Annotated in this window: 24 protein-coding genes; 16 read left to right on the top strand and 8 right to left on the bottom strand. The window is 70.9% G+C overall.

All coding sequences use genetic code 11. The features are described 5' to 3' along the window. Positions 1-4 precede the first annotated feature (4 nt). The 12 genes from murB (at position 5) to Q0W60_RS04260 (ending at position 14445) form a co-directional block, all read left to right on the top strand. Positions 5-910, top strand: a complete 906-nt coding sequence (gene murB, locus Q0W60_RS04315) for a UDP-N-acetylmuramate dehydrogenase (protein WP_297692926.1) — start codon at positions 5-7, stop codon at positions 908-910. Then, positions 907-1458 (top strand): histidine phosphatase family protein, encoded by a 552-nt coding sequence (locus Q0W60_RS04310; RefSeq protein ID WP_297692924.1) that lies wholly within the window; start codon positions 907-909, stop codon positions 1456-1458. Before murB ends, Q0W60_RS04310 begins: the two co-directional genes overlap by 4 nt. Before the next feature lie 84 nt (positions 1459-1542). After that, a complete protein-coding gene (locus Q0W60_RS04305; protein WP_297692922.1) occupies positions 1543-2490 on the top strand; it encodes a D-alanine--D-alanine ligase in 948 nt (315 codons plus the stop codon). Positions 2491-2623: 133 nt separating this feature from the next. Further along, entirely contained in the window at positions 2624-3358 is a 735-nt protein-coding gene (locus tag Q0W60_RS04300) for a cell division protein FtsQ/DivIB (protein ID WP_366075068.1), read from the top strand. Positions 3359-3386: 28 nt separating this feature from the next. Continuing rightward, positions 3387-4724 (top strand): cell division protein FtsA, encoded by a 1338-nt coding sequence (ftsA, locus tag Q0W60_RS04295; RefSeq protein WP_297692955.1) that lies wholly within the window; start codon positions 3387-3389, stop codon positions 4722-4724. Between the two features lie 547 nt (positions 4725-5271). Then, a complete protein-coding gene (ftsZ, locus tag Q0W60_RS04290; RefSeq protein WP_297692917.1) occupies positions 5272-6750 on the top strand; it encodes a cell division protein FtsZ in 1479 nt (492 codons plus the stop codon). Between the two features lie 241 nt (positions 6751-6991). Then, positions 6992-7885, top strand: a complete 894-nt coding sequence (gene lpxC, locus Q0W60_RS04285; protein WP_297692916.1) for a UDP-3-O-acyl-N-acetylglucosamine deacetylase — start codon at positions 6992-6994, stop codon at positions 7883-7885. A gap of 229 nt (positions 7886-8114) precedes the next feature. After that, the gene (locus tag Q0W60_RS04280) at positions 8115-9122 is read left to right on the top strand and encodes an outer membrane protein assembly factor BamD (RefSeq protein ID WP_297692913.1); all 1008 of its coding nucleotides are present in this window, start codon (positions 8115-8117) and stop codon (positions 9120-9122) included. A gap of 107 nt (positions 9123-9229) precedes the next feature. Continuing rightward, positions 9230-10927, top strand: coding sequence for a DNA repair protein RecN (gene recN / locus Q0W60_RS04275; RefSeq protein WP_297692911.1), 1698 nt, complete (start codon positions 9230-9232; stop codon positions 10925-10927). Positions 10928-11000: 73 nt separating this feature from the next. Further along, a complete protein-coding gene (gene ligA, locus Q0W60_RS04270) occupies positions 11001-13091 on the top strand; it encodes an NAD-dependent DNA ligase LigA (protein WP_297692909.1) in 2091 nt (696 codons plus the stop codon). 50 nt (positions 13092-13141) lie between these two features. Next, positions 13142-13444, top strand: coding sequence for a hypothetical protein (locus Q0W60_RS04265; RefSeq protein ID WP_297692907.1), 303 nt, complete (start codon positions 13142-13144; stop codon positions 13442-13444). Between the two features lie 26 nt (positions 13445-13470). Further along, entirely contained in the window at positions 13471-14445 is a 975-nt protein-coding gene (locus tag Q0W60_RS04260) for a Gfo/Idh/MocA family oxidoreductase (protein ID WP_297692905.1), read from the top strand. Here Q0W60_RS04260 and Q0W60_RS04255 read toward each other — a convergent pair. The 4 genes from Q0W60_RS04255 to Q0W60_RS04240 form a co-directional block, all read right to left on the bottom strand. Next, positions 14442-16256 carry an aminopeptidase P family protein gene (locus Q0W60_RS04255; RefSeq protein WP_297692903.1) on the bottom strand — a complete coding sequence of 605 codons (1815 nt, stop codon included), beginning with the start codon at positions 16254-16256 and terminating at the stop codon, positions 14442-14444. The genes Q0W60_RS04260 and Q0W60_RS04255 overlap by 4 nt on opposite strands. Before the next feature lie 66 nt (positions 16257-16322). Further along, the gene (locus tag Q0W60_RS04250; protein ID WP_297692901.1) at positions 16323-16748 is read right to left on the bottom strand and encodes a hypothetical protein; all 426 of its coding nucleotides are present in this window, start codon (positions 16746-16748) and stop codon (positions 16323-16325) included. A 74-nt stretch (positions 16749-16822) separates the two neighbouring features. Further along, the gene (locus Q0W60_RS04245) at positions 16823-17689 is read right to left on the bottom strand and encodes a 50S ribosomal protein L11 methyltransferase (RefSeq protein WP_297692900.1); all 867 of its coding nucleotides are present in this window, start codon (positions 17687-17689) and stop codon (positions 16823-16825) included. Positions 17690-17728: 39 nt separating this feature from the next. After that, positions 17729-18217, bottom strand: coding sequence for a hypothetical protein (locus tag Q0W60_RS04240; RefSeq protein WP_297692898.1), 489 nt, complete (start codon positions 18215-18217; stop codon positions 17729-17731). A gap of 53 nt (positions 18218-18270) precedes the next feature. Here Q0W60_RS04240 and Q0W60_RS04235 point away from each other — a divergent pair, with 53 nt between their 5' ends. Beyond that, positions 18271-18696, top strand: a complete 426-nt coding sequence (locus Q0W60_RS04235) for a hypothetical protein (protein ID WP_297692896.1) — start codon at positions 18271-18273, stop codon at positions 18694-18696. A gap of 59 nt (positions 18697-18755) precedes the next feature. On the opposite strand, the gene Q0W60_RS04230 is transcribed toward Q0W60_RS04235, so the two are convergent. Further along, positions 18756-21089 carry a UvrD-helicase domain-containing protein gene (locus tag Q0W60_RS04230; protein WP_297692894.1) on the bottom strand — a complete coding sequence of 778 codons (2334 nt, stop codon included), beginning with the start codon at positions 21087-21089 and terminating at the stop codon, positions 18756-18758. A gap of 104 nt (positions 21090-21193) precedes the next feature. Here Q0W60_RS04230 and Q0W60_RS04225 point away from each other — a divergent pair, with 104 nt between their 5' ends. Then, positions 21194-21421, top strand: coding sequence for a hypothetical protein (locus tag Q0W60_RS04225; RefSeq protein ID WP_297692892.1), 228 nt, complete (start codon positions 21194-21196; stop codon positions 21419-21421). Positions 21422-21427: 6 nt separating this feature from the next. Here Q0W60_RS04225 and Q0W60_RS04220 read toward each other — a convergent pair whose 3' ends face one another. After that, on the bottom strand, positions 21428-21640 hold the full coding sequence (locus tag Q0W60_RS04220) for a ribbon-helix-helix domain-containing protein (protein WP_297692890.1): 213 nt from the start codon (positions 21638-21640) through the stop codon (positions 21428-21430). 39 nt (positions 21641-21679) lie between these two features. After that, positions 21680-21856 carry a DUF4169 family protein gene (locus Q0W60_RS04215; protein ID WP_297692888.1) on the bottom strand — a complete coding sequence of 59 codons (177 nt, stop codon included), beginning with the start codon at positions 21854-21856 and terminating at the stop codon, positions 21680-21682. A gap of 61 nt (positions 21857-21917) precedes the next feature. On the opposite strand from Q0W60_RS04215, the gene Q0W60_RS04210 reads away from it, so the two are divergent. Together Q0W60_RS04210 and Q0W60_RS04205 are read left to right on the top strand one after the other, a co-directional pair. Continuing rightward, positions 21918-22154 (top strand): DUF2171 domain-containing protein, encoded by a 237-nt coding sequence (locus Q0W60_RS04210; RefSeq protein ID WP_297692886.1) that lies wholly within the window; start codon positions 21918-21920, stop codon positions 22152-22154. Positions 22155-22244: 90 nt separating this feature from the next. After that, the gene (locus Q0W60_RS04205) at positions 22245-23618 is read left to right on the top strand and encodes a M28 family peptidase (protein ID WP_297692885.1); all 1374 of its coding nucleotides are present in this window, start codon (positions 22245-22247) and stop codon (positions 23616-23618) included. A gap of 4 nt (positions 23619-23622) precedes the next feature. Here Q0W60_RS04205 and Q0W60_RS04200 read toward each other — a convergent pair whose 3' ends face one another. Then, the gene (locus Q0W60_RS04200) at positions 23623-24822 is read right to left on the bottom strand and encodes a pyridoxal phosphate-dependent aminotransferase (RefSeq protein WP_297692882.1); all 1200 of its coding nucleotides are present in this window, start codon (positions 24820-24822) and stop codon (positions 23623-23625) included. Positions 24823-24857 lie beyond the last annotated feature (35 nt).

The raw sequence follows: 24857 nt of genomic DNA, 5'->3' as shown, positions 1-24857 counted from the left end.
GCAGATGAGCTGGAAGGAAAGCCTGCCCGCCGCCCGCGGCAAGCTCCTGCGGGACGAGCCGCTCGGGCCGTTCACCTGGTTCCGGGTCGGCGGTCCCGCCGAGGTGCTGTTCCTGCCGGAGGACGAAGCGGATCTCGCGCAGTTCCTGAGGGCCCTGGATGAGGCGGTCCCGGTCACCGTGCTGGGCGTCGGCTCCAACACCCTGGTCCGCGACGGCGGCGTCGAGGGCGTGGTCGTGCGCCTGGGCCGTGGCTTCGGGCGCGTGGAGGCCCGCGAGGGGGCCCAGATCTACGCCGGCGCGGCCGTGCTTGACGCGACGCTGGCGCGCGAGGCGGCCAAGGCCGGGATCGCGGGGCTGGAGTTCTACCGCGGCGTGCCGGGCTCGGTCGGCGGCGCCTGCGTGATGAACGCCGGCTGTTACGGCGCCGAGACCAAGGACGTGCTCGTCGAGGCCTATGCGGTGACCCGATCCGGCGGGAGAGTGAAGCTCTCCAACCGCGACATGGCGTTCGGCTACCGCAGGTCCGCGCGCGCGGCGGAAGAGCCGCTGATCTTCACCGGCGCCCTGTTCCGGGGTCGCGCGGACGGCCCCGCCGCCATCGAGGCGCGCATGAACGAGATCACCGAGCGGCGCGAGGCGACCCAGCCGATCCGCGAGAAGACCGGCGGCTCGACCTTCAAGAATCCGCCTGGCCATTCGTCATGGGCGCTGGTGGATGAGGCGGGCTGGCGCGGAAAGCCGTTCGGCGGGGCGATGTTCTCGCCGCTGCACGCCAACTTCCTGATCAACACCGGCGAAGCCACCGCCGCCGACCTCGAGGGCCTGGGCGAAGCGGTGCGCGCCGACGTGAAGTCGAAGTTCGGCGTCGAACTCGAATGGGAGATCAAGCGGATCGGCCGTCCCGCATGACGGCGGCGGCGCTGGTTCTCGTGCGCCACGCCGCCCCGCAGCAACGCGCCGATGTCCCGCCGCAGCTCTGGCGTCTCTCGGACGCTGGCCGCGAGGCCGCCGCGGCGCTGGCCGGCCGCCTGCGGGAGATCGCCCCCACATCGGTCTGCGCCAGCTCCGAGCCGAAGGCGATCGAGACCGCCGAAGCCATCGGCCATCGCTTTCGGCTGTCCGTCGAAGTCGATGCGGCGTTCGACGAGCACCGGCGCGAGGCGTGGCCCTACGAGCCGGATCCGAACGCCGTGCGGACGCGCGTGCTGCGGACGCTCCGCGATCCGGAGCTGAGCGTAGACGGCGCCGAGACCGGGGCCGCGGCGGCGCTGCGGTTTGCGGCCGGGCTGGCGCGCCATCCTGAGCGGCCGCTGGTCGTGGTGAGCCACGGCACGGTGCTCAGCCTATGGCTCGCCCACCGGCTGGGCCTGGACGCCGCCGATCTCTGGTCGAGCCTTCGGCTGCCCGAGGCGTTCCTGCTCTCGCGCGATGGCGGCCTGATCGGGCGTATCGCTTAGATGGCGTGCGTCGCCTGCGGCGCTTGACCGCGCGCCCGCGCTCCGTCACCGCGAGACCTTCAGCAATCGGACCCGAGTCGTCCCATGGCAGGCCCCCTCTCCGGACACCACGTCGCCGTCCTCCTGGGCGGGCTCTCCTCGGAGCGGGAGGTGAGCCTGGTCTCGGGCCGCGAGTGCGCCGCGGCGCTGGAGCGGCTGGGCGCGAAGGTCTCCCGGGTGGACGCCGGCCGCGACCTCGCCCAGGTGCTCGCGAAGCTGAAGCCCGGCGTGTGCTTCAATGCGCTGCACGGCGCCTGGGGCGAGGACGGCTGCGTGCAGGGTGTGCTGGAAACCCTGGCGATCCCCTACACCCACTGCGGGGTGCTGGCCTCGGCGCTGGCGATGGACAAGGCCAAGTCCAAGGCGGTGATGGCGGCGGCGGGCGTGGCGGTGCCGGGCGGCGGCCTGTTCGAGCGCCACGCGGCGGCCCGCGCCCACGTCATGGAGCCGCCCTATGTGGTCAAGCCGAACGCCGAGGGCTCCTCGGTGGGGGTGTTCGTCGTGCCGAAGGGCGCAAATGCCCCGCCGCAGGAGATCGCGGCAGCCTCCTGGAGCTTCGGCGAGGAGGTGATGATCGAGCCCTATGTGGCCGGCAAGGAGCTTGCCGTCGGGGTCATGGACGGCAAGGCGATGACGGTTACGGAGATCGTCCCGCGCGCCGGATTTTATGACTACGAAGCCAAGTACGGGGAGGGCGGCTCGCGCCACATCGTACCCGCCACGGTTCCGCCGCATGCCTTTGAAAAGGCGATGAGAATGGCCGAGCGGGCGCACGCCGCCCTGGGTTGCCGCGGGGTCACGCGCTCGGACCTCCGTTATGACGACGTTAACGACATTCTGGTCCTCCTTGAGGTGAACACGCAGCCCGGCATGACGCCCACTTCGCTCGTCCCCGAGCAGGCGGCGACACTGGGCGTGAACTTCGATCGGCTGGTGCTGTGGATCACGGAGGACGCCTATGCCCGCGGCGGTGCGGGGGGGACCGCGAGTTGAGGCGAAACCTCGGGCCAAGGCGCCCCTGAAATTCGCCGGCCGCAGCCGCGGCAAAGCCTCCCGCGCGGGCGCGCGCACGCCCCGCGGAGGCCACGGGCCTTCTCCCAAGCTCATCGCCGCCGGAACCGCCGCAGTGCTGGCGCTTGCGCTCGGCGTCGTGCTGGCGACCGGCCATCGGGCCGAACGCCTCTCGGTCGCCGGCCGCCAGGCCCTGGACGGCCGGTTCGCCGCGGCGGGCTTCCGCCTGCGCGCCGTGCGCATCGAGGGCGCCTCGCCCGCCGCCACCGCGGACATTGTCAAGGTCGCCGGCCTCTACAAGGACGAACCGCTGCTCGGCCTCGATCTCGACAGGCTCAAGCAGAAGGTCGAGACGGTCGGCTGGGTGAAGCAGGCGCGGGTGGTCCGGCTGCTGCCCGACACCCTGGTGATCTCGGTCGTGCAACGCCGGCAGCTCGCCGTCTGGCAGCATGACGGCAAGACGCTGGTGATCGATGATCACGGCCAGCCTATCCTCGAGGCCGATCCCGCCAGCTTCGCCAGCCTGCCGCTGGTCGTCGGCTATGGCGCAGCCCAAGCCGCGCCGCAGATCCTGCCGATGCTCGCCCAGAGGCCGCGGCTGATGGCGCGCGTGGACGCGCTGGTGCGCGTCGATGACCGGCGTTGGGACCTGCGGCTGAAGGACGGCGCGCTCATCCAGCTGCCGGCCGTGGGCCAGGAGGACGCGCTCATGCAGCTCGAGCAGCTGGAGGATCGCTCGCGGGTGCTCGAGCTCGGTTTCGAGCGGATCGACCTGCGCAATCCGGATCTGGTGGCCGTGCGGCCGCGCGAGCCCGCTCCGCCCGGCCGCCCCGAGCCGGCCGGGGCCTGATCGCATTGAGGGACGTGTGACGAGAGAGATGGTGAAGCTGGCCAGTCGGTCCGAGTCCGGGAGAGACGCCCGCGAGGGGCTGAAGGCCGCGCTCGTGCGCCCCCCCGTGGTCGCCGCCGTCGACCTCGGCGCGTCCAAGGTCGCCTGCTTCATCATGAAGCCCGACGGCGTCCGCCGCGCCGACCGGACGCTCACCACCGCCGGCGTCGGCTACGTGCAGTCGCGCGGCGTGAAGGGCGGCGCGATCGTCAACCTCGACGAGGCGTCCGAGGCGATCGCCCAGGCGGTCGAGCGCGCCGAGACGGTGGCCGGCGTCTCCGTCCAGGGCGTCACGGTCGCCACCGCCGGCGGGCAGCTCACTTCCGCCCGGGTCGCGGGCCGCGTCTCCATCGGGGCCCGGCCGATCGGCGACAACGACCTGGTCCGCGCGATCCAGCACGCGCTCTCGCAGATCAAGCTGCCCGGCCGCCGCGCCGCGCACATCCTGCCGGTCGCCTGGTCGGTGGACGGCCAGGGCGGCGTACGCGATCCGCGCGCGATGTTCGGCCGCATCCTGGGCGTCGAGCTGCTCGTCGTTTCGGTCTCGGAGGCCGTGTTCCACACGCTCGGCGCCTGCATCGAGCGCGCCCACCTGCAGCTGGAAGGCGTCGTCGCGGCTCCGTTCGTCTCGGCGCTGGCCGCGCTCGAGGAAGACGAGATGGATCTGGGAAGCATCTGCATCGACATGGGGGGCGGCTCGACGTCGGCGGCGGTGTTCAACCAGGGCAGCCTGGTGCACGTCGAGACCGTGCCGGTGGGCGGCCACCACGTGACCCACGACATCGCCCGCGGGCTTTCCACCTCGGTCGCCGGCGCCGAGCGGATCAAGACCCTGCACGGTTCGGCGACCGCCTCGGCCAACGAGGACCGCGAGATGATCGAGGCCCCGCCGAGGGGCGATGATCCCGGCGCGGGCCCGGTGATCGCCCCGCGCTCGCTCCTGAAGGGGATCATCGCGCCGCGCGTCGAGGAGACGCTGGAGCTGCTGCGCGACCGGCTGAAGGCCTCGGGCGCGCCGATCGAGCCGGGCGCGGGCCTGGTGCTGACCGGCGGCGCCTCGCAGCTCGCCGGCGTCCGCGAGGTGGCGGTGCGCGTCTTCGACCGGCCGGTGCGCCTCGGCCGGCCCCGCCGGGTGCCGCATCTGGCCGACGCCGCGTCCGGGCCCGCCTTCACCGCGGCCGCTGGCCTGCTGCATCGCGCCGCCTTCGGTCCGCGCGAGGCGGTGTCCTCGAAGGCTTTGGCGTCCGCCAAGCTCAAGCGCGAGCCGCTCGATCCGCGCGCCAATCCCGTCGCCAAGGCCGCCGCCTGGCTCAGGGAGAACCTCTGAGACACGGCTTGGCGCCCGCACCCATGGTCCCCCGTTGGTGATCACGAATCTCGGCCCGCGCTTTCGCGGCCTCTAGAGTCCGCAGGTGTCGAGCGAGAGGCCGGCCGGCTCCGCTGGAGCCTCCAAGCGTCACAGGGGCGTCACGAACCGGTCCACCATGTAGGGCGACCGGTCCGACGGGTGGGGTCGCCCATTGATCGAGGCGCGTGAAGCCGAGCCGCAGGTAGATGCCGCCGATGTGCGGTTGGCAGTCGAGCTTCAGCGCGCGGCCAACCGATCGCGCATTCGCCCGCTCCCGAGCTCGGCCCTGCGGCAATCTATCAGCCGGAAAGGGCGCCTTCGCGCTTGCCGACCCGATTCGCGCTTCTCCTTGTGGAACAAGGGCTTTTTTGCCTTCCGGCCGACTGGCCGGAGCGCCGACTCAGGCTAAGGGCTTAACCCTCGATTAAGGATGTCGGTCGCCTAGTAAACCCATCCTTAAGGAGCTGGCGATTCGGCGCGCGGGCCGGCTCGCCGGGGCGGAAACGGCAGGACGGCAGGGGTTTCCATGACCATTTCACTCACAGCGCCACGTGCGACGGAATTGAAGCCCCGCATCGTGGTGTTCGGCGTCGGCGGCGCCGGCGGCAACGCGGTCAACAACATGATCGAGGCCGGCCTCGAAGGCGTGGAGTTCGTGGTCGCCAACACCGACGCCCAGCAGCTGCAGTTCGCCAGGACCGAGCGGCGCATCCAGCTGGGGGTCACGGTGACGCAGGGCCTGGGCGCCGGCGCCCATCCGGAAGTCGGCATGAGCGCGGCCGAGGAGAGCATTCCGGAGATCGGCGAGCACCTGGACGGCGCGCACATGATCTTCATCACGGCCGGAATGGGCGGCGGCACCGGCACCGGGGCGGCGCCGATCATCGCCAAGTGCGCCCGCGAGCGCGGCGTCCTGACGGTCGGGGTGGTCACCAAGCCCTTCCACTTCGAAGGTCGCCACCGGATGCGGCTGGCCGACGCCGGCATCAACGAGCTGCAGCGCTACGTCGACACCCTCATCGTCATCCCCAACCAGAACCTGTTCCGCGTGGCCAACGAGCGGACCACCTTCGCCGAGGCGTTCGGCATGGCCGATCAGGTGCTGCACTCCGGGGTGCGCTCGATCACCGACCTGATGGTGCTGCCCGGCCTGATCAACCTCGACTTCGCCGACGTCCGCACGGTAATGACCGAGATGGGCAAGGCGATGATGGGGACCGGCGAGTCGAGCGGCGACGACCGCGCGCTGATGGCCGCCCAGAACGCCATCCAGAACCCGCTGCTGGACGAGGTTTCCCTCAAGGGCGCGAAAGCCGTGCTGGTCAACGTCACCGGCGGCCTCGACATGACGCTGCTGGAGGTTGACGAGGCGGCCAACGCGATCTCCGAGCAGGTCGACCCGGAAGCCAACATCATCTTCGGCGCCGCCTTCGATCCGTCGCTCGACGGCATGATCCGCGTGTCGGTGGTCGCCACCGGCATGGACGGCGCCTCGATCGCCGCCATCGAGCCGAAGCCGCAGCGCCGCATCACCGCCCCGCCGCTGCTGGCCGCGGAGCCGGAAGCCCTGGAGACGCCTGAGCCGGCGGTGGCCTCGCCCCTGGAAGCCGCGCCGGAGCCTGCGGCCGAGCCGGCTCTCGCCGCCCTCGAGGAGGAGCAGCCGGATCTCTATGGGGCCGGGCAGCCTCTGGAGGGCGCGCCGGCCGAGCCCAAGATCACCGCCCCCGTCGCCCGCATCGTCGATCCCTCGGTGGCCGACGAGGAGGAGGCGGCGCTGGACGACGAGCCGCTGTTCGCCGAGCCGGCCTACGAGCCGCGCAAGCCGCGCGGCGGCTTCCTCAGCTTGTTCGGCGGGCGCCCGCGCTATGACGCGCCGCAGCCGGGGCCCGTGCCGCGCGCCATTTCAAGCCGCGGCGGCGCACTGCCGGCGGAAGCGCCCGAGGCCCAGCCGGACGCTGGCGAGGACCTGGAGATCCCCTCCTTCCTGCGGCGCCTAGCCAACTAGATTGCAAGTTTCGTTGGGGACCTGCGGGCGGGCGTCCTTCGGGGCGCCCGCCCAATGCTTTGGGCCCGACACAATCAGTTGCTATTGGTGATTAACCAGGAAGGTCCGGTTAACCCTTCCCCAAGCGAAACATTGCGAAACAGCAAGTGTTTTGCTGCTCCTGCGCAATCACCTTAGCAGGCAAGCGGGGACGTATCTCGGTCTTCAGTGGCCGGCAGACCAACTGGGAAGGTCCGACAGCGTGGCCGCAGAGGCGTTTCAGCATACGGTTCGGGCGCCTGCGTTGTTCGCGGGCATAGGCGTGCACACCGGCGTCTACACGCGCGTGGCGGTGCGGCCGGCCGGTCCCGACACGGGGATCGTCTTCGTCCGCACCGATGCGATTGGGACCGACAACCGCGTCCTCGTCGGGCCCGACACTGTCTGCAAGACCCAGCTCGGCACGGTGATCGGCAATCAGGCCGGCGTCACCGTCGCCACCATCGAGCACCTGATGTGCGCGCTGGTCATGCTGGGGATCGACAACGCCCTGGTCGAGCTCGACGGGCCGGAGATGCCGATCATGGACGGCTCGGCCCTGCCGTTCGTGCAGGTCCTCGACCGCGCCGGCCGGCGGATGCAGGACGCGCCCCGCCGCTATATCGAGATGCTCGGAACCGTCGAGGTCGTCGACGGCGACAAGCGCGCGGCGCTGAAACCTGCCGCCAGCTTCGAGGTGGCCTTCGAGATCCGCTTCCCGACCGCGGTGATCGGCCGCCAGTTCGTCGACATGGCGATGGACGAGCACGCCTTCCGCGCCGAGCTCGCCGATTGCCGGACGTTCGGCTTCCTGCACGAGGTGGAGGTGCTGCGCAGTCTGGGCCTGGCGCGCGGCGGCAGCCTGGAGAACGTCGTGGTGATCGAGGGCGACCGGATCCTGAACCCGGAGGGCCTGCGCCGCCCCGACGAGTTCGTGCGCCACAAGGCCCTGGATGCGATCGGCGACCTTTTCGTGCTCGGCGCGCCGATCATCGGCCGCTTCGAGGGCGAGCTCGCCGGCCATGCGATCAACAACCAGCTGGTCCGCGCGGTCGCCGCCGATGCCGACGCCTGGCGCTGGCGCACCCTGGTCGAGGACCTCGCCGAGGCGGTGTGACCTTCCCTGCCTCATGGGGAGGGACAGCTCGGAGCAGCCGAGCAGGTGGGGAATGCAGGTTCAAGCTCAGTGTCCGGTCGCGGGCCCCCCCTCCCGCCTGGCGCTGCACGCGAGCCACCCTCGCCATTAAGGGAGGGACCTGCGACCCCTGATCCGTTTGCTGCCATATTCGGATGCTGTAGAAGCGACTCCTCGCGTGGGGGCGCGCGCTCTATCCGTTGAGGTGAAGGTGCTCTTCGTTCGGAAATCGTGGGTCCGCCCGACGCTGATCGCCGTCTGTTGCGCGCTGGCCGTCGGAGGCTGCTCCACGCTTCGCCGCAAGCCCAAGCCCAAGCTCGCCTACGAGGAGCGGCCGGTGGAGCTGCTCTATTCCACGGGCGCCAACTACATGGACCGCCACCTCTGGAACCAGGCGGTGGACTACTTCCAGGAAGTGGAGCGCCAGCACCCCTATTCGGAGTGGGCCCGCCGATCGATCCTGATGCAGGCCTTCGCCCACTACGAGGCGAACAACTATGAAGAGGCGATCGCGGATTCCGACCGCTTCATCCAGCTCTATCCAGGCAACCCCGAGGCTGCCTATGCGCATTACCTGAAGGCCATCTGCTACTTCGAGCAGATTGTCGATGTCGGCCGCGATCAGGCCGCCAGCATTCAGGCGCTGGACAACCTGCGCGAGGTCACCCAGCGCTACCCCAACACCGAATACGCCCGCGACGCGCGCGTGAAGATCGACATGGTCAACGACCAGCTGGCCGGCAAGGAGATGAACATCGGCCGCTGGTACCTGCGCCAGGGCGACACGCTCGCCGCCATCGGCCGCTTCAAGACGGTGGTCGACAAGTACCAGACCACCACCCACACGCCCGAAGCGCTGTATCGCCTCGTCGAGGCCTACCTGACCCTCGGGCTCTTGGAGGAGGCCAAGCGCAACGGTGCGGTGCTGGGCTACAACTATCCCGGCGACCGCTGGTATGCCGACGCCTACAAGCTGCTCACCTCGAGCGGTCTGCGTCCGGCCGTCGTGCCGAACGCCAGTGGCCGGCGCGGTCTGTTCCACATTCCCTTCCGGCATGACAAGTCGCAGACCGTGCGGCCGCCGGCGGCGGTCCCGGCAACCGGCCAGACCACCGCGGATGCGACGCCCGCCGCCAAGGCGGAGACCGACGCCAGCGCGACCTCGGCGGCGACGCCCGCGCCCGCCAAGAAGAAGCGCAGCATCTTCCATCCGTTCTGACGCGGATATCGGAAGTGGACAGGGCATCTGGCGGAATCGGAACAAATCAGGTACATACGCGGGGGCGGCCCTTCCGGCGGAGGGCGAATCCGGGCGATCCTCATCCCATGCTGATCGGACTGTGGATCCGGGACGTGGTGCTGATCGAGGCGCTCGACCTCTCGATCGGCCCGGGGCTCACGGTGCTGACCGGCGAGACCGGCGCCGGCAAGTCGATCCTCCTGGACGCGCTGGGCCTGGCGACGGGGGCGCGGGCCGAGGCGGGGCTCGTGCGTCACGGCGCTCCCCACGCGGCCGCCTCCGCCGTCTTCGCGCCCGCGCCCGACCATCCGGTCTGGGCCATCCTCGACGCGAAGGGCCTCATCTACGCGCGCGACGAAGATCTGGTGCTGCGCCGCACGCTCGCGGCCGACGGCCGTTCCAGGGCCTTCGTCAACGACCAGGCGACCGGCGTGGGCGTGCTTAGGGAAATCGGCGAGGCGCTCCTCGAGGTGCACGGCCAGCACGACACCGTCGGCCTCCTCGATGCCCGCACCCATCGGCCGCTGCTCGACGCTTTCGGCGACCTGGACGCGCCAGCCGCCGCGGTGCGCGAGGCGTGGGGGGTCTGGTCCGCCGCCGAGGCCCGCACGGATGAGCTTCGCCGCCTGGTCGGCCAGGCCGCCGCCGAGCGCGAGGAGCTGACGCTCAGGCTCTCGGAGATCGAGCGGCTCGATCCGCGCGAGGGAGAAGAGGCGCAGCTCGCCGAGGAACGCGCCCTCCTGGGCGCCGCCGAAAAGGCGCTGGGCGAGATCGGCGCCGCGCGCGCGGCCCTGGAGGGCCTCTCCGGCCGTCTCGCCGGCGCCGTGCGCTCCCTCGACCGCGCCCGCGAGCGTGCGCTCTCGGCCGGGGCCGCCGAGGGGACCTCGGCGGTCCGGCGGCTCGCCGCGGCCTCAGGGGCTTTCGACCGGGTGCTGATCGAAGCGCAGGAAGCCGAAGCCGCCGTCGACGCCGCCGCCGAGGCGTTCGAGTTCGAGCCCCATCGGCTGGACAAGGCCGAGGAACGGCTGTTCGACCTGCGCGGTCTCGCCCGCAAGCTGGGCGTGGCCGTCGAAGCGCTTCCCGGCCTGCGCGAGCGCTTCGCCGAGCGCTTGCGCGCCGTCGAAACGTCGCAAGACGCGCTGCAGACCGCCGAGGCCGAGCTCGGCGCAGCGAAGGCCGCCTACCTCGCCGCGGCGCACGCGCTCACCACCGCTCGCCGCGCCGCCGGCGACCGGCTGGCGGGCGCCGTCGCCGCCGAGTTCGCCCCGCTCAAGCTGCAGCAGGCCCGTTTCCGCGTCGCCGTCGAGGCGCTCGCCGAAGACCGCGCCGGGCCGGGCGGCCTCGACCGCGTCGCCTTCGAGATCGCCACCACGCCTGGCGCGCCATTCGGAGACCTGGGCGCCATCGCCTCCGGCGGCGAGCTTGCGCGCTTCGCGCTCGCCCTGAAGGCCGCGCTCGCCGGCCGCGGCTCGGGGCCCCACCCGTTGATGATCTTCGACGAGGTGGACCAGGGCGTGGGCGGGGCGGTCGCCGACGCCGTGGGGCTGCGGCTCAAGCGCCTGGCGGCGGAGGCCCAGGTGCTGGTGGTCACCCACTCGCCGCAGGTCGCCGCCCGCGCCGACGCCCACTGGCTGATCGCCAAGGCCGGCGACGGCGAGCGCCTGCGCACCATCGTCCAGCCGCTCGCCGCGCCCGGCCGCCAGGAGGAGATCGCCCGCATGCTCGCCGGCGCCGAGGTGACCGACGCCGCGCGCGCCGCCGCCGGCGCGCTGATGCGGGCGTAAACTGTCGCTTCCGCCTCGCTGCTGCCTCCTTCCTCTCCCGCTTCGCGGGAAAGGAAGTTAGAGCTTTCGCTCTATGTCCTCGACCACGCCCGTCGCCGACCTGACTGAAGCCGAAGCGGCGAACGAGCTGACGCGGCTGGCCGACGAGATCGCGCGCAACGACATCGCCTATTTTCGGGAGGATGCGCCGGTCGTCTCCGACGCCGAATACGACGCGCTCAAGCGCCGCAACGGCGAGATCGAGGCCCGCTTTCCGCACCTGGTCCGCGAGAACTCGCCGTCGCTGAAGGTGGGCGCGGCGCGCTCCGAGCAGTTCGCGCCGGTCGAGCATGGCGTCCCCATGCTCTCGCTCGACAACGCCTTCTCCGACGAGGACACCGCCGAGTTCGACGCCCGCATCCGCCGCTTCCTGCGGCTCCCCGACGCGCCGGTCGGCTACACGGCTGAGCCGAAGATCGACGGGCTCTCCTGTTCGATCCGCTACGAGCGGGGGGAGCTCACCCGCGCCGCCACGCGCGGCGACGGCCGCGTGGGCGAGGACGTCACCGCCAACGTCCGCACCATCGGCGAGATCCCCGGACGCCTGGCCGGGTCCGGCTGGCCAGAGCTCATCGAGGTGCGCGGCGAGATCTACCTAGGCCACGCAGAGTTCGCAGCCCTGAACGAGGCCGCCGCCGCCGCCGGACAGCGCACCTACGCCAATCCCCGCAACGCCGCCGCGGGCTCGCTGCGGCAGATCGATCCGAAGATCACCGCGGGCCGGCCGCTGCGCTTCTTCGCCTACGCCTGGGGCGTGATCAGCGCGCCGTTCGCCGAGACCCAGTGGGCCGCGCTGGAGGCGCTGCGTGCCTGGGGATTCCAGACCACGCCGCAGTCGCGCTGCGTCCACGGTCTGGAGGGCCTGCTCGCGGCGTACCGCGAGATGGAGGCGCTTCGCCCCCACCTCGGCTTCGACATCGACGGCGTGGTCTACAAGGTCGACCGGCTCGATTGGCAGCAGCGTCTGGGCTTCGTCTCGCGCGCGCCGCGCTGGGGCATTGCGCGGAAGTTCCCGGCCGAGCAGGCCCGCACCGTGCTCGAGGCCATCGACATCCAGGTGGGGCGCACCGGCGCGCTCACGCCCGTCGCCCGCCTGACCCCGGTCACTGTCGGCGGCGTGGTCGTCACGAACGCCACCTTGCACAACGCCGACGAGATCGCCCGCCTCGACGCTCGCCTCGGCGACACCGTCATCGTGCAGCGCGCCGGCGACGTGATCCCCCAGATCGTCAGCGTCGTGGTCTCCGATCGGCCGAAGGGCGCGCGCGCCTACAAATTCCCGCACGTCTGTCCCTGCCCGCTGAAGACCGAGGTCGTGCGCGAGACCACCGCCTCGGGCGCCGAAACCGTGGTGCGCCGCTGCTCGGGCGAGTTCGCCTGCCCGTTCCAGAAGCTCGCCCACCTGCGCCACTTCGTCTCCCGCCGCGCCTTCGATATCGAGGGACTTGGGGAGAAGCAGCTGGTGGCCTTCTCCGAGCGCGGCTGGCTCAACTCCCCGGCCGACATCTTCCGCCTGCGCGATCATCGCGACGAGCTCCTGGCCACCGAAGGGTATGGCGAGGTCTCGGTTCGAAACCTGCTGGAGAACATCGAGGCGCGCCGGCGTATCTCGCTCGACCGCTTCATCTATGGCCTGGGCGTGCGCCACATCGGCGAGACCACCGCCACGGTGATGGCCCGCGGCTATGGCTCGGTCGCCGCCTTCCTGGCGGCCATGGATCGCGTGGCCGAGCGCGATCCCGACGCGATCGCCGAACTCGACGCTCTCGATCAGATCGGCGAGGCGGTGATCGAGGCCGCCGCGGCCTACTTCGCCGAGGACCACAACCGCGGCATGGTCGAGGATCTGAAGGCCCAGCTGGAGGTGCAGGACGCCGAGCAGCCGAAGGCCGACACCGCCGTCGCCGGCAAGACCGTTGTGTTCACCGGCGCCTTGGAGCGGATGACCCGCGACGAGGCCAAGGCGCAGGCCGAGCGGCTGGGCGCGAAGGTTGCCGGCTCGGTCTCGAAGAAGACCGACCTGGTGGTCGCGGGTCCCGGCGCCGGGTCGAAGCTGAAGACCGCCGCCGAGCTCGGCGTCAAGGTCCTGACCGAGGACGAATGGCTGGCCCTGGTGGGCGCTTGAACCGCGATCAGGGCTTGACGGCGAGGCCGATCTATGTTCCTGTTTCGTTCATGAAAATCCAGCGACAGTTCGAGCAGCTGCGCAAGCTGCGGGAGCTTCAGAGGCTCGGCATGACCGTGGCGGAGGATCTCCACGCCCGCGCCAAGGTGGAGAAGGACCCGACGAAGCTGGTCGAGCTCACCGACGCCTTCCTGCTGGTGGGCGAGGAGATTCGCGAGGCGATCGCGCTCGAGGCCAAGCTCGCCCGCGACCTGGATGCGGCGCTTCCCGATCCGGGCTCGCGGCCGTGTCGTCGTCGCCGTGGCCCCGTCCCGCGCCTCGTGGCCGGTCCGCCCAACCCGACGCGGCACTGAGCCCGGGTCGGTCCGGAGAAGGAGCGATGACGATCCGCATCGGCCTTCTCGGCGCCGGCGCGATGGGCGCGGAGCACGCCTGGTGTTACGGCCAAATGGATGGCGTTGAGCTGGCGGGCGTCTACAGCCGCGACCCCGAAAAGGCGGCCGCGATCGCTCAGCCCTCCGGCGCGAGGGTCTGCGCGGCCGCCCGCGACCTGATCGACGATCCGGCCGTGGACGCCATCGACGTCTGCCTGACGACGGCGGTCCACGCCGACCACGTCGTCGCCGCGCTGCAGGCCGGCAAGCACGTTTTCTGCGAGACGCCGCTGGCCACCGAGATGGCCGAAGCCGCGCGCATGCGAGACGCCGCGCGCGGCTCTGGGAAGCTGCTGCAGGTCGGCCTGCTGATGCGCTCCGTCGCCGCCTGTCAATGGGTCCGCGCCGCCGTGGAGGACGGCCGTTACGGCCGGCTCGTGAGCCTCACCGCCCATCGGCTCGGCTCCTATCTCCGCGCGGACTCGCCCGACCACAAGCCGCACTACTCCGATCCCACCACGGAGCTCATGACCTTCGACCTGGACTTCGTCGGCTGGGTGATGGGCGCCCCCGCCGAGGTCGTGGCCCGCGCAGCGGCCTGGGGAGATGGGATCGGCGAGGCGACGGCCATGCTCCGCTATGACGACGGCCGGCTTGCGAGCGTCCTGGCGAGCGGCATCCTGCCGAGCGGCGCGGCGTTCGCCACCGGCTTTCGCGCGGTGTTCGAGCAGGCGCTCGCCGAAGCCGAGACGCTGATCGATGCGGGCGGGATCGCCAGCCGTTGCCGGCTCTACGCCGAAGGCGGCGCCACGGAGCCCAAGCTTCCGCAGCACAATCCTTACCAGCTCGAGCTCGAACGCTTCCGCGACTGCATCTTGGGCGCGGCCGATCCCGGGCTGCTCGACGTCGAGCGGGCGATCGAGGCTCTCTCGCTGTCGCTCGCGGTGCAGGCCTCGCTGGAGCGGTCGCCCTCCGCCTAGAGCGGCGCGGTCACCTCGGCGAGCCAGTTGCGCGCCGCCGCGGGCAGCTGCGGACCGATCACCGCGCGCACGCGGGCGTGGTAGGCGTCGAACTGGGCGCGCTCCTCATCGGTCAGCATCGCCTTGACCACCAGGCGCCGGTCGATGGGCGCCAGCGTCAGCGTCTCGAACGCCATCATCGGCCGCTCGCCGCCCTTGATCTCCTGCGGCTCGGTGACGACCTGCAGGTTCTCGATGCGGATGCCGTAGGCGCCTTCCTTGTAGTAGCCGGGCTCGTTGGAGACGATCATCCCGGGCCGGAGCGCCACCGAATTGGGCGCCTTGGCGATCCGCTGCGGCCCTTCGTGCACGCCGAGGTAGGAGCCGACGCCGTGGCCGGTGCCATGGTCATAATCGAGGCCGTTCGCCCACAGCGCCTGGCGCGCCAGGACGTCGAGCGCCGATCCGGTGGTGCCCGCGGGGAACCGCACGCGCGCCAGCGCCAGATGACCCTTCAGCACCAGGGTGAAGCGCGACTTCATCTCCTCGGTGGGCTCGCCGATCGCCACCGTGCGGGTGACGTCGGTCGTGCCGTCCAGGTACTGCGCGCCGGAATCCACCAGCATCAGCGTGCCCGCCTCGACGCGGCGGTTGAGGCGCTTGGTCGGCCGGTAGTGGACGATGGCGCCGTTCGGGCCGGCGCCGGCGATGGTGTCGAACGAGAGGTCCTTCAGCGCCCCGGTGGCCTCGCGGAAGGCTTCCAGCCTGGCGACCGCGGTGAGCTCGTCCGGCGGATCGGCCTGCGCCTCGGTCCCCAGCCAGTGCAGGAACTGGGTGAGCGCCGCCCCGTCGCGGGCATGCGCTTTGCGGGCCCCCTCGATCTCCGTCGGGTTCTTGCAGGCGCGCGGCAGCGCGCAGGGATCCTCGCCGCGCAGCACCTTCGCGCCGGCCCCCGCCAGCGCCTCGAAGTACCAGGCCGAGGACTGCGCCGGATCCACCACCACCCGCTTGCCGCTGAGCTCGGCCAGCGCCTCGGGCAGCTCCGACGGCGTCTCCAGCCGCACCTCGTTGCCGAGCCACGGCCGAAGCTCCGGCGTCACCTTCTGCGGATCGAGGAACAGCCGGGCCGAGCCATCGGCGTAGAGCACCGCCTGGCCGAGCGGCAGGGGCGAGCGGATGACGTCGCCGCCGCGCACGTTGAACAGCCAGGCTATGGACGCGGGCGCGGTGATCACCGCGGCCTCCGCGCCGCGCTTTATGAGCTCCTCGCCGAGCCGATGGCGTTTCGAGCCCGACTCCTCGCCGGCGTATTCCAGCGGATGCGGCACGACAGGCGCCACCGGCTGCGGCGGCCGCGCCTGGCCCCAGGCCTGGTCGATCGGATTGGGGCTGACCGGGGTCAGTTCGGCCCCGGCCTTGGCGACGGCGGCCTTCAGCCGCTCGAGCGCATCAGGACTGTGCAGCCGCGGATCGTAGCCGATCCGCTGACCTCGCCCGGGCGCGCTCTCCAGGTAGGCCGGGACGCCGCCGTCCACCAGGTCGCGGATCTCGAACAGCGTGGGGTCCACCTGGTCGCGGACCTGCAGGGTGTAGCGGCCGTCCACGAAGACCGCGGCCCTGTCCTTCAGGATCACCGCGGCGCCGGCCGATCCGGTGAAGCCTGTCGCCCAGGCCAACCGGTCGTTCGCGGCCGGCAGGTACTCGTTCTGGTGCTCGTCCTCGTGCGGCACGAGCACGCCGTCCAGGCCCTGCTCGGCCATGGCGCGGCGGATCAGCGGGACGTGCTTCGATCCGAAGGATCGGTCGGTGGTCTCATCGAAGGACTGGCGCATCCCAGGCGATGTAACCCCTTCGCCGCGCGCGGCAAAGGGCGAGCGCCGGGCTGGTCGGACCTCGAGCTACTGCGGCGGCGGCGGCGCTGCGTCCGTGTCGCTCGCATCGCGGCCGGCGTCGGCGGCGCTGGGCGCGGTCGGGACGGCCTGGGCGGCGCTGCGGGCGCCCGACTGGGCCGCATCCTCAGTGACCCGCGCGGCGTGCTCTCCGGCCTGCTGCGCCGAGAGGCTGGCCTGGGCGGCCGCGCTTTGGGCGCTCGTCGCGGCATTGTCCAGCGCGGCCTGGGTGGTCGCCTGCTGCTGCTGCGCCGCTTGCGTCTGCGCGGCGTTGTTCTGGTTCATGAAGAACAGCACCGCCACGATCGCCACGACGGCGACGATGCCGGCCACCCACCAGCCGGCCGCTCCGCCGCCTGTACGCACCTCCCGGACCGTGGTCGACCCGTCCGTGGTCGTGGTGGTGCGCTCGACATGATCATCGCCGTTTGACATGGCGGGAAGTCCCTATCTGGGCGGCCCAGCTTGGCCGTCCGGGCAACAACCCCCTCCCGCTGCGAGAGGTTCCGTCAGCCTCGCCGCAGCACCAGCGTCGCCCAGGCGTCGCGATGGAGGCGCCGCTCGAGATGGAACCCCCGCGAGACATAGGCCGCCAGCACCCGCCGCTGCTGGCTCCGGAGCAGTCCCGAGAGGATCGCGATCCCGCCGGGCGCGAGGGCGCCGCGGATGTCCTGCGCCAGGGCCACCAGCGGCGGCGCGAGGATGTTGGCGAACACCAGATCATACGGGCGGCTCGCCCGCACGGCCGCAGCTGCAAGCCCGCGGGCGTGCACGAAGCGGACGCGAGCGGCGTTCAGCTTTGCGTTCTCGCCGGCGATCCGCACCGAGACCGGATCGATATCCGTGCCGAGGGTCAGCCTGCTTCCGGTCCGCGCCGCGGCGATCGCCAGCACGCCGGTGCCGCATCCCACGTCGAGCACCCGCCGGAACCGGCGCAGCTTGAGCAGCCGGTCGAAGGCGGTCAGGCAGCCCACGGTGGTCCCGTGATGGCCGGTTCCGAAGGCCGCGCCCGCTTCGATGCGCAGGTTCACCGTATTCGGCGTCGCGAGCCCGCGGTCGTGCGCCCCATACACGAAGAAGCGTCCCGCCCGCACCGGCGGCAGCCCTGAAAGCGACAGCGCGAGCCAGTCCGCGTCGGCCAGCACCTCGGTCGCGACCTGCAGGGCGGGAAAGCGGCGGAGCACCGCCTCGGTCGCGGCCCGCTCATCGGCCCCGGCGGGGAAGACGTCGATCCGCCAGAGCCGCTTGGCCTCGTCCTCCTCCAGGATCGAGTAGGTGAGAGCCTCAGTCGCGGAATCGGCGTCCAGCGCCGCCGACGCCGCTTCCGCCGCGGCGCGCGGCCCGCGGGCGACGATCTGGACGGCCGCATCGGTCATCGGGCCCATCTAGCGGCCGGCCGGCCGAAAGGCGAGGGCTCAGCCCTGGTCCGGAGCGGCCGATGGGTCCGCACTGATCGCCGCGCCGCCGTCGATGGACGGATAGCTGACGCGCGGCGTCGGCCCGTCTTCATCATCGGCGCGGGTGGGTTCGACGCCCGCCTCGTCATCGAGGCTGGCCAGAGGCGGCTCGGGGGCAGGGCGGGGCGCCGAGGCCACCATGAACCGGGCCGCCGCCTGTTTCGCGTCGGAGCCGGTCACGTAGTCGGGGACCCGACCCTTGTAGGCGGCGAAGCTCACTGCGGCGTCGTCGTCGAAGGGGCCGCTCGCTCGCGCGCCGTCGGTCCCGGCGACGATCTGCGGGCCGGCCGGCCGGTCGTCCCAGCCGAAGTCGGGCTTCATGGCCGCACCCATGAGGAGGCCGGCGGCGAGCGCCATGCTCGCCCCGGCGTAGAAGGCCTTCGCCTCGCGCGATATCCGTTCCATCGGGCCCAACAGCGCGCATTCGCCGGATTGGTTCAGGGCCAAGCTGGCGCCGTCACGGCGGATCGGGCGTTCTGGTCGGCGGGAGACCTTGGCTCATGAGCAAATACCAGCCGTTGTCGGAGCGCCTCTCAGGTCACTCCGAGCCCGAATGGCGCGCCAGCTTCGCGGAGGTCGAGGACGTTCTGGGCTTCGCCTTGCCGAAGTCGGCGCGCGGCGGCGCCGGCTGGTGGGCCAACAGCGGCGAGCGGCCGCACGTGCGCGCCTGGACCGGCGTCGGCTGGGAAGTCGCCGAGGTCGATCCCGAGCGCGAGGCCGTGGTGTTCCGCAAGCCGGTCTCCGAGGCCGCCCTGCAGAATCCGCTCGCCGCCGACGAGGCGGTCGGCCCGGAGGTCCCTCAGCGCGCGGGCGCCAACCGATGGGGCCTCGCCGCCGCCATCGCCGCCGGCGCCGCGGTCACGGCGGGGGTGGGAGCCGTCCTCGTGCGCGCGATGATGAAGCGCCACAAGACGCCGAATTCATAAATTCCCGATCGTCATGGCCCGGACAAGCCCGGCCATGACGGGTAGGCGAACCAAGGCCCTCATCCCTTCTCCACGAACGAGTCGATCACCTTCTTCTCGCCGGCCTTGTCGAAGGCGACGGTGAGCTTGTTGCCTTCGATGCCGGTGACGACGCCATAGCCGAACTTCAGGTGGAAGACACGGTCACCGCGGGCGTAGTCGCTCTGGTGCGAAGGCTCGGAGACCGCGACCAGCCGGCCTTCGCCCTCGATGACCTGCTGGCGGCCCGGATGGCTTCCGCGGTAGCCCGCCGCCTGCGCCCTTCGCCAGCCGGGCGAGGAATAGCCGGCCCCGAAGTTCGGCGCCTCGTCCCAGCGGCTGCCATGCTGCTGCATGCCCGGGCCGCCGCCGTAGTAGCCGGTCTCGCTGGTCGCCTCGACGTTGGCGAGCGGCAACTCGTCGACGAAGCGGGAGGGGAGCTGGCTCGTCCAGCGGCCATAGACTTGTCGGTTGGCGGCGAAGGAGATGCGCGCCTCCTGCCGTGCGCGCGTCAGGCCGACGTAGGCCAGCCGGCGCTCCTCCTCGAGCCCCTTCTCGCCTTTCTCGTCGAGGCTGCGCTGCGAGGGGAAGACGCCTTCCTCCCAGCCGGGCAGGAAGACGATCGGGAATTCCAGGCCCTTGGCGGAGTGCAGGGTCATGATCTGCACCGCGTCGGCCGCCGGCCCGCGGTCGAGATCCATCACCAGCGCGACATGCTCCAGGTAGGCTTCCAGCGTCTCGAAGGCGCCCATGGACTGGACGAGCTCCTTCAGGTTCTCCAGCCGCGTCTGGGCGGTGGGCGTCTTGTCGAGCCTAAGGGCGTCGGTGTAGCCGCTCTCCTCCAGCACCATCTCCATGAGCCGGGGATGGGCGATCCGTCCCGCCTCCGCCCGCCAGCGGTCGAGGTCGCGCAGGAAGTTGGCGAGCGAGGTGCGCGTGCGGGCCGGCAGTTCGTCGGTGAGCACGATCTGGCGCGCCGCTCGGCTCGCCGGCGCCCCGCTCAGCCGCGCGATCTGCAGCAGCTTCTGCACCGTCGTGTCGCCGATGCCGCGCTTGGGGGTGTTGACGATCCGCTCGAAGGCCAGGTCGTCGTCCTCGGAGTGGATCAGCCGCAGGTAGGCGTGGGCGTCGCGGATCTCCGCGCGCTCGAAGAACCTCGGGCCGCCGATCACGGTGTAGGGGATCTGCAGCAGCACGAAGCGCTCCTCGAACGCCCGCATCTGGAACGAGGCGCGGACCAGGATCGCCATCTCGCGATAGCGCCGCCCCTTCTTCTTCGCCTGCTCGACCTCGTCGGCGATCAGCCGGCTCTCGGCCTCGCCGTCCCAGACGCCGCGCACCACGACCTTCTCGCCGCCCTCGGCCTCGGTCCACAGCGTCTTGCCGAGCCGGCCCTTGTTGGCGCTGATCAGTCCCGATGCGGCGGCCAGGATGTGGCTGGTCGAGCGGTAGTTGCGCTCCAGGCGGATCACCTGGGCGCCGGGAAAGTCACGCTCGAAGCGCAGGATGTTGTCGACCTCGGCGCCGCGCCAGCCGTAGATCGACTGGTCATCGTCGCCCACGCAGCAGAGGTTCTGGCTCTTCTGAGCGAGCAGCCTCAGCCACAGGTACTGGGCGACGTTGGTGTCCTGGTATTCGTCCACCAGGATATAGCGGAACCGGCCGTGGTAGTCGGCCAGCACGTCCGGGTGCGTCGTGAAGATCGTCAGGTTGTGCAGCAGCAGGTCGCCGAAGTCGCAGGCGTTCAGCACCCGAAGCCGCTCCTGATAGAGCCGGTAGAGCCGCTCGCCCTTGCCGTTCGCGAAATGGGCGCCCTCCTGGGCCGGAAGCTTCTCCGGCGTCCAGCCGCGGTTCTTCCAGTGGTCGATCAGGCCCGCCATCGCCTTGGGCGTCCAGCGCTTGGCGTCGATGTTCTCGGCCTCGAGCACCTGCTTGATCAGCCGCTCCTGATCGTCATCGTCGAGGATGGTGTAGTTCGACTTCAGCCCCACCAGCTCGGCGTGCCGCCTGAGAATCTGGGCGGCGATCGAGTGGAAGGTGCCCAGCCACCGCAGCCCCTCGGCCTGCGGGCCGATGATGGCGGTGATCCGCTCGCGCATCTCGCGGGCGGCCTTGTTGGTGAAGGTGACGGTGAGCAGCTCCCAGGGCCGCGCCCGCCCGGTCGCCAGCAGGTGCGCGAGACGGACGGTGAGCACGCGGGTCTTGCCGGTGCCCGCCCCGGCCAGCACCAGCACCGGGCCTTCCGTCGCCTCGACGGCTTTCCGCTGCTCCGGGTTCAGGCCGTCCAGGTAGTCGCCAGCCGGCCCGCGCGGCCGGGCCAGGTCGCTGACGCGGGGCGCCGGCGGCTCAAAGGCGGGGTCTGAGGACTCGGACATCGGAACATATGTAGCACGTCACTCCGCGCGCTTAACCCTTGCGGCGGAACTTCGTAGAGGGCGTTATGTTGGGTTGCCGACGCGTGATCGGAGCTGGAATATCCATGGCTGACTCCGACCCGCGCAGGACCCGTCCGCTGGCCGTGGCGCTCGCGGTGGTCCTGATCGGCCTGCTGATCCTGATCGTGGGCGTCGTCTGGGTGCGGCGAGGCGCAAGCCGGCTGAGCCTGCCGCTCCCGCGGCCGCCCGCGCCCGTGCGGCCACACCTGCCCAATGTCCCGCCGTTGCCGCAACGGCCGCACGTTCCGACGCCCATCCCGCGCCCCCGGTAGCGTGACTCAGCGCGCCTTGGCGTAGGCGAGGGCGGCGATGCGGCACGCCGAGGCGAGGCCGCGGCCGGCGCGCGCCGCGTCGATCCCGGCGATCAGCCCTGCGAGGCTCACCTTCCGCGCGCGAGCCATCTCCTCCAGCACCGCCCAGAACTCCGGCTCCAGCGCGATCGACGTCGCATGCCCGGCGAGCAGCACAGAGCGCTTGCGCAACCCCGGCATCAGGCGCGGCCACGACAGGTCAGCGACTGCAGGACGACGTCAGTCCTCACGCTTCTTCGCCTCGTGGGCGCGGTCTGCGCGGGCCGCTTCGAGCTTGGAAAGCTCCTTTTCGGCCTTCGTCCGGCCGAAGCGAATGCGGTTCTCCGCGGCGCGCGTCTTGGCCTCGGATCTGGCGCGGGCTTTGCGCGCCTTGTTCAGGTTCATCGGCTCGACCACTCGAAACTCCTCGGCCGCCAGGATCGTTCTCTGTCATCCCCGAGCATGATGAGGAACGAGCATGATCCAACCATCTGAAATCCGCGAGCACATGGAAGTGGTGGGCTCCGACGGCGGTCACGTCGGGCGCGTGGACCACGTCATGGGCGAGGAGATCGAACTGGCCAAGATGGACGCGGCCGCCGGCCTCAAGCACCACATGATCCCGCTGAGCTGGGTGGACCACGTCGAGGAAGACAAGGTCTGCCTGAACATGACCAAAGACGCGGCCAAGGACGCCTGGCGCGACAAGCACTAGCCCGCGACGCCGGGCGGGCTTCCGGTCCGCAGCCGGCCATGGCAGGCTCCCGGACGTCCGGCCGCAAGCCGGCGTCCGGGGAGCTGTTGAGTGAAGCCGGTTCCAGCCGCGCTGGCGGCCATCAGCCTGCTGGCGTCAGCATCGAGCTCGGGGGCGATGAACGCCCCGGCGCCGGTCTGCACGACGTGCGTGAAAGCGAACCTCGAACACCTGGCCGGTGATGCGTTGCACGGCCGCAAGTGCGGCTCAGAGGACGAGCATGCGGCGGCCAGCTACCTCGTCAGCCAGCTGAAGCGGTCAGGCATCAGGGGCGCCTTCGAGAGGGGCGGATACCTGCAGCCGGTGCAGTTGCTCAGACGGCGATTCGCAGTTCCGCCGACGGTGGAGCTTTCGAGCGGCGGCCGTACCGTCAAGCTGGCCGAAGGCGACGACATGGTGGTGAGCGACATGCCGGCCACGCTCGAGGCGCCGCTGACCCGCCTCGCAGCCGGCGGGCCGCTCGCCGACGTCCCCGGCAAGGTCGTCATCTATGACTTCGCGCCCGGTGCGGCTCCGCCGGCCGCAGTGCTCAGAGCGGGCGCCGCGGCGGTCATCGTCCGGGCCGGCGGCGTGGCGCTCCGCCGCTGGGACGAGCTGCTGCAGCGAGCGCCGGGCGGCACCGAGGTGGTCGCCGGTCCGCCGCACGAGGCGCCAACGGGCGGGGCGACCATCGTGCTCAAGCCCGAGGTGTTCGCGAGCCTGGCCGACATCGGCGACGGAGCGGCGAAGCTCACGGCGGCCCAGGGCGAGCCCGAGGCGCGCACCACCTACAACGTCATCGGCGTGATCCACGGCCGCGAACGCGATGCGGACCGGCATGCCATCCTGCTCTCGGCGCACTACGACCACCTGGGCGTCCGCAACGGGGTGATCTTTCATGGCGCCGACGACGACGCCTCTGGAACCGCCGCCGTGCTGGAGTTCGCCCGCATCCTCGGCTCAGGGCCCAGGCCAAGGCGCACCGTCTATTTCGGACTGTTCGGATGCGAAGAGGAGGGGGAGCTCGGCTCCGAGTACTTCCAGTCTCATCCCCCGGAGCCCACCTCCGACTTCGCGGCGAACCTGGAGTTCGAGATGATCGCCGTCGACGATCCCAAGAACCCCGGCGCGCTGATGCTCACCGGCTGGGAACGCTCCAATCTCGGACCGGCGCTGAAGGCGCACGGCGCGCTGATCGAGCCGGATCCCTATCCGCAGCAGCGCTTCTTCCAGCGCTCGGACAACTACCAGCTCGCGCTCTCCGGCGTGGTCGCCCAGGCGGTGACCGCCTGGCCGCTGACGCCCACATATCACAGCCCGACCGACGATCTGGCTCACGTCGACCTCGCCTTCATGGATCGGGTGATCGCCTCGTTCGTCCCGCCGATCCAATGGCTGGTGAACAGCGACTTCCAGCCGCAGTGGAATCCGGGCGGCCGTCCCTGAGGGCTCAGCCGAGCGAGGCGCAGAACCGCTGGATCCGCGAGCAGGCCTCTTCCAGGTTGGCGTTTGAGGTCGCATACGAGATCCGGAAGAACGGAGAGAGGCCGAACGCCGCGCCGAATACGACCGAGACCCCTTCCGCCTCCAGCAGCTCGACGGCGAAATCCTCATCGCTCCGGATCGTCTTGCCGGACGGCGCCCTCCTGCCGACGAGGCCCTCGACCGAGGGATAGACGTAGAAGGCGCCTTCGGGCGTCGGGCAGCGGATGCCCTTGTCCTGGTTCAGCATCGAGACCACCAGGTCGCGCCGTTCCTCGAACTTGCGCGCGTTCGGCCTGATGAAGTCCTGCGGCCCGGTCAGCGCCTCCACCGCCGCCCACTGCGAAATCGAGCAGGGGTTGGAGGTGGTCTGGCTTTCCACCTTGGCCATCGCCTTGATCAGCGGCTCCGGACCGCCGGCGTAGCCGATCCGCCAGCCGGTCATCGCGTAGGCCTTGGAGACGCCGTTCATGGTCAGCGTCCGCTCGTAGAGCGCCGGCTCGACCTGGGCGATGGTGAAGAACTGGAAGTCGCCGAACACCAGGTGCTCGTACATGTCGTCGGTGAGGATCCAGACCTGCGGATGCTTCAGGAGGACGTCTGCGAGGCCGCGCAGCTCGGCCTTGGTGTAGGCCGCGCCGGACGGGTTCGACGGCGAGTTCAGGATCAGCCAGCGGGTCTTTGGCGTGATCGCCGCCTCGAGCTGCTCGGGACGCACCTTGAAGGAGGGCGCCTCGGTCATGATCGCCTTCGGCGTCCCCCCGGCCAGCGCCACCATGTCCGGATAGCTCACCCAGTAGGGCGCCGGGATCACCACCTCGTCAGCGGGGTTCAAGGTGGCGATCATGGCGTTCCAGATCACCGGCTTGCCGCCCGGCGAGACGTTGATCTGGCTGGGCTTGTAGGCAAGGCCGTTCTCGCGCGCGAACTTGGCGCAGATGGCTTCCTTCAGCTCCGGGATGCCGTCGACGTTGGTGTACTTGGTCTTGCCGTCGCGGATCGCCTTGATGGCGGCGTCCTTGATGTTCTCCGGCGTGTCGAAGTCGGGCTCGCCCGCGGCCAGCGAGATGATGTCGCGGCCCTGCGCCTTCAGTTCGCGCGCTTTCGCGTCGGCCGCCATGGTGGCGGACGGCTTCACGCGGGCGAGCGCAGCGGATTCGAGCGACATGGCGGGCAAGGCTCCCGAAATCTGGGTTGTTCGAA

Source organism: Phenylobacterium sp. (assembly GCF_025934275.1).
GTDB lineage: Bacteria > Pseudomonadota > Alphaproteobacteria > Caulobacterales > Caulobacteraceae > Phenylobacterium.
Note: the sequence above shows the minus strand (reverse complement) of the source record. Positions and strands in the feature narration are given on the sequence as shown.

Bases quoted from the DNA above. Each gene is read 5' to 3' on its own strand.
- murB (WP_297692926.1), top strand. From the start codon at position 5: ATGAGCTGGAAGGAAAGCCTGCCCGCCGCCCGCGGCAAGCTCCTGCGG.
- Q0W60_RS04310 (WP_297692924.1), top strand. From the start codon at position 907: ATGACGGCGGCGGCGCTGGTTCTCGTGCGCCACGCCGCCCCGCAGCAA.
- Q0W60_RS04305 (WP_297692922.1), top strand. From the start codon at position 1,543: ATGGCAGGCCCCCTCTCCGGACACCACGTCGCCGTCCTCCTGGGCGGG.
- ftsA (WP_297692955.1), top strand. From the start codon at position 3,387: ATGGTGAAGCTGGCCAGTCGGTCCGAGTCCGGGAGAGACGCCCGCGAG.
- ftsZ (WP_297692917.1), top strand. From the start codon at position 5,272: ATGACCATTTCACTCACAGCGCCACGTGCGACGGAATTGAAGCCCCGC.
- recN (WP_297692911.1), top strand. From the start codon at position 9,230: ATGCTGATCGGACTGTGGATCCGGGACGTGGTGCTGATCGAGGCGCTC.
- ligA (WP_297692909.1), top strand. From the start codon at position 11,001: ATGTCCTCGACCACGCCCGTCGCCGACCTGACTGAAGCCGAAGCGGCG.
- Q0W60_RS04265 (WP_297692907.1), top strand. From the start codon at position 13,142: ATGAAAATCCAGCGACAGTTCGAGCAGCTGCGCAAGCTGCGGGAGCTT.
- Q0W60_RS04260 (WP_297692905.1), top strand. From the start codon at position 13,471: ATGACGATCCGCATCGGCCTTCTCGGCGCCGGCGCGATGGGCGCGGAG.
- Q0W60_RS04255 (WP_297692903.1), bottom strand. From the start codon at position 16,256: ATGCGCCAGTCCTTCGATGAGACCACCGACCGATCCTTCGGATCGAAG.
- Q0W60_RS04250 (WP_297692901.1), bottom strand. From the start codon at position 16,748: ATGTCAAACGGCGATGATCATGTCGAGCGCACCACCACGACCACGGAC.
- Q0W60_RS04245 (WP_297692900.1), bottom strand. From the start codon at position 17,689: ATGACCGATGCGGCCGTCCAGATCGTCGCCCGCGGGCCGCGCGCCGCG.
- Q0W60_RS04235 (WP_297692896.1), top strand. From the start codon at position 18,271: ATGAGCAAATACCAGCCGTTGTCGGAGCGCCTCTCAGGTCACTCCGAG.
- Q0W60_RS04230 (WP_297692894.1), bottom strand. From the start codon at position 21,089: ATGTCCGAGTCCTCAGACCCCGCCTTTGAGCCGCCGGCGCCCCGCGTC.
- Q0W60_RS04225 (WP_297692892.1), top strand. From the start codon at position 21,194: ATGGCTGACTCCGACCCGCGCAGGACCCGTCCGCTGGCCGTGGCGCTC.
- Q0W60_RS04220 (WP_297692890.1), bottom strand. From the start codon at position 21,640: ATGCCGGGGTTGCGCAAGCGCTCTGTGCTGCTCGCCGGGCATGCGACG.
- Q0W60_RS04210 (WP_297692886.1), top strand. From the start codon at position 21,918: ATGATCCAACCATCTGAAATCCGCGAGCACATGGAAGTGGTGGGCTCC.
- Q0W60_RS04200 (WP_297692882.1), bottom strand. From the start codon at position 24,822: ATGTCGCTCGAATCCGCTGCGCTCGCCCGCGTGAAGCCGTCCGCCACC.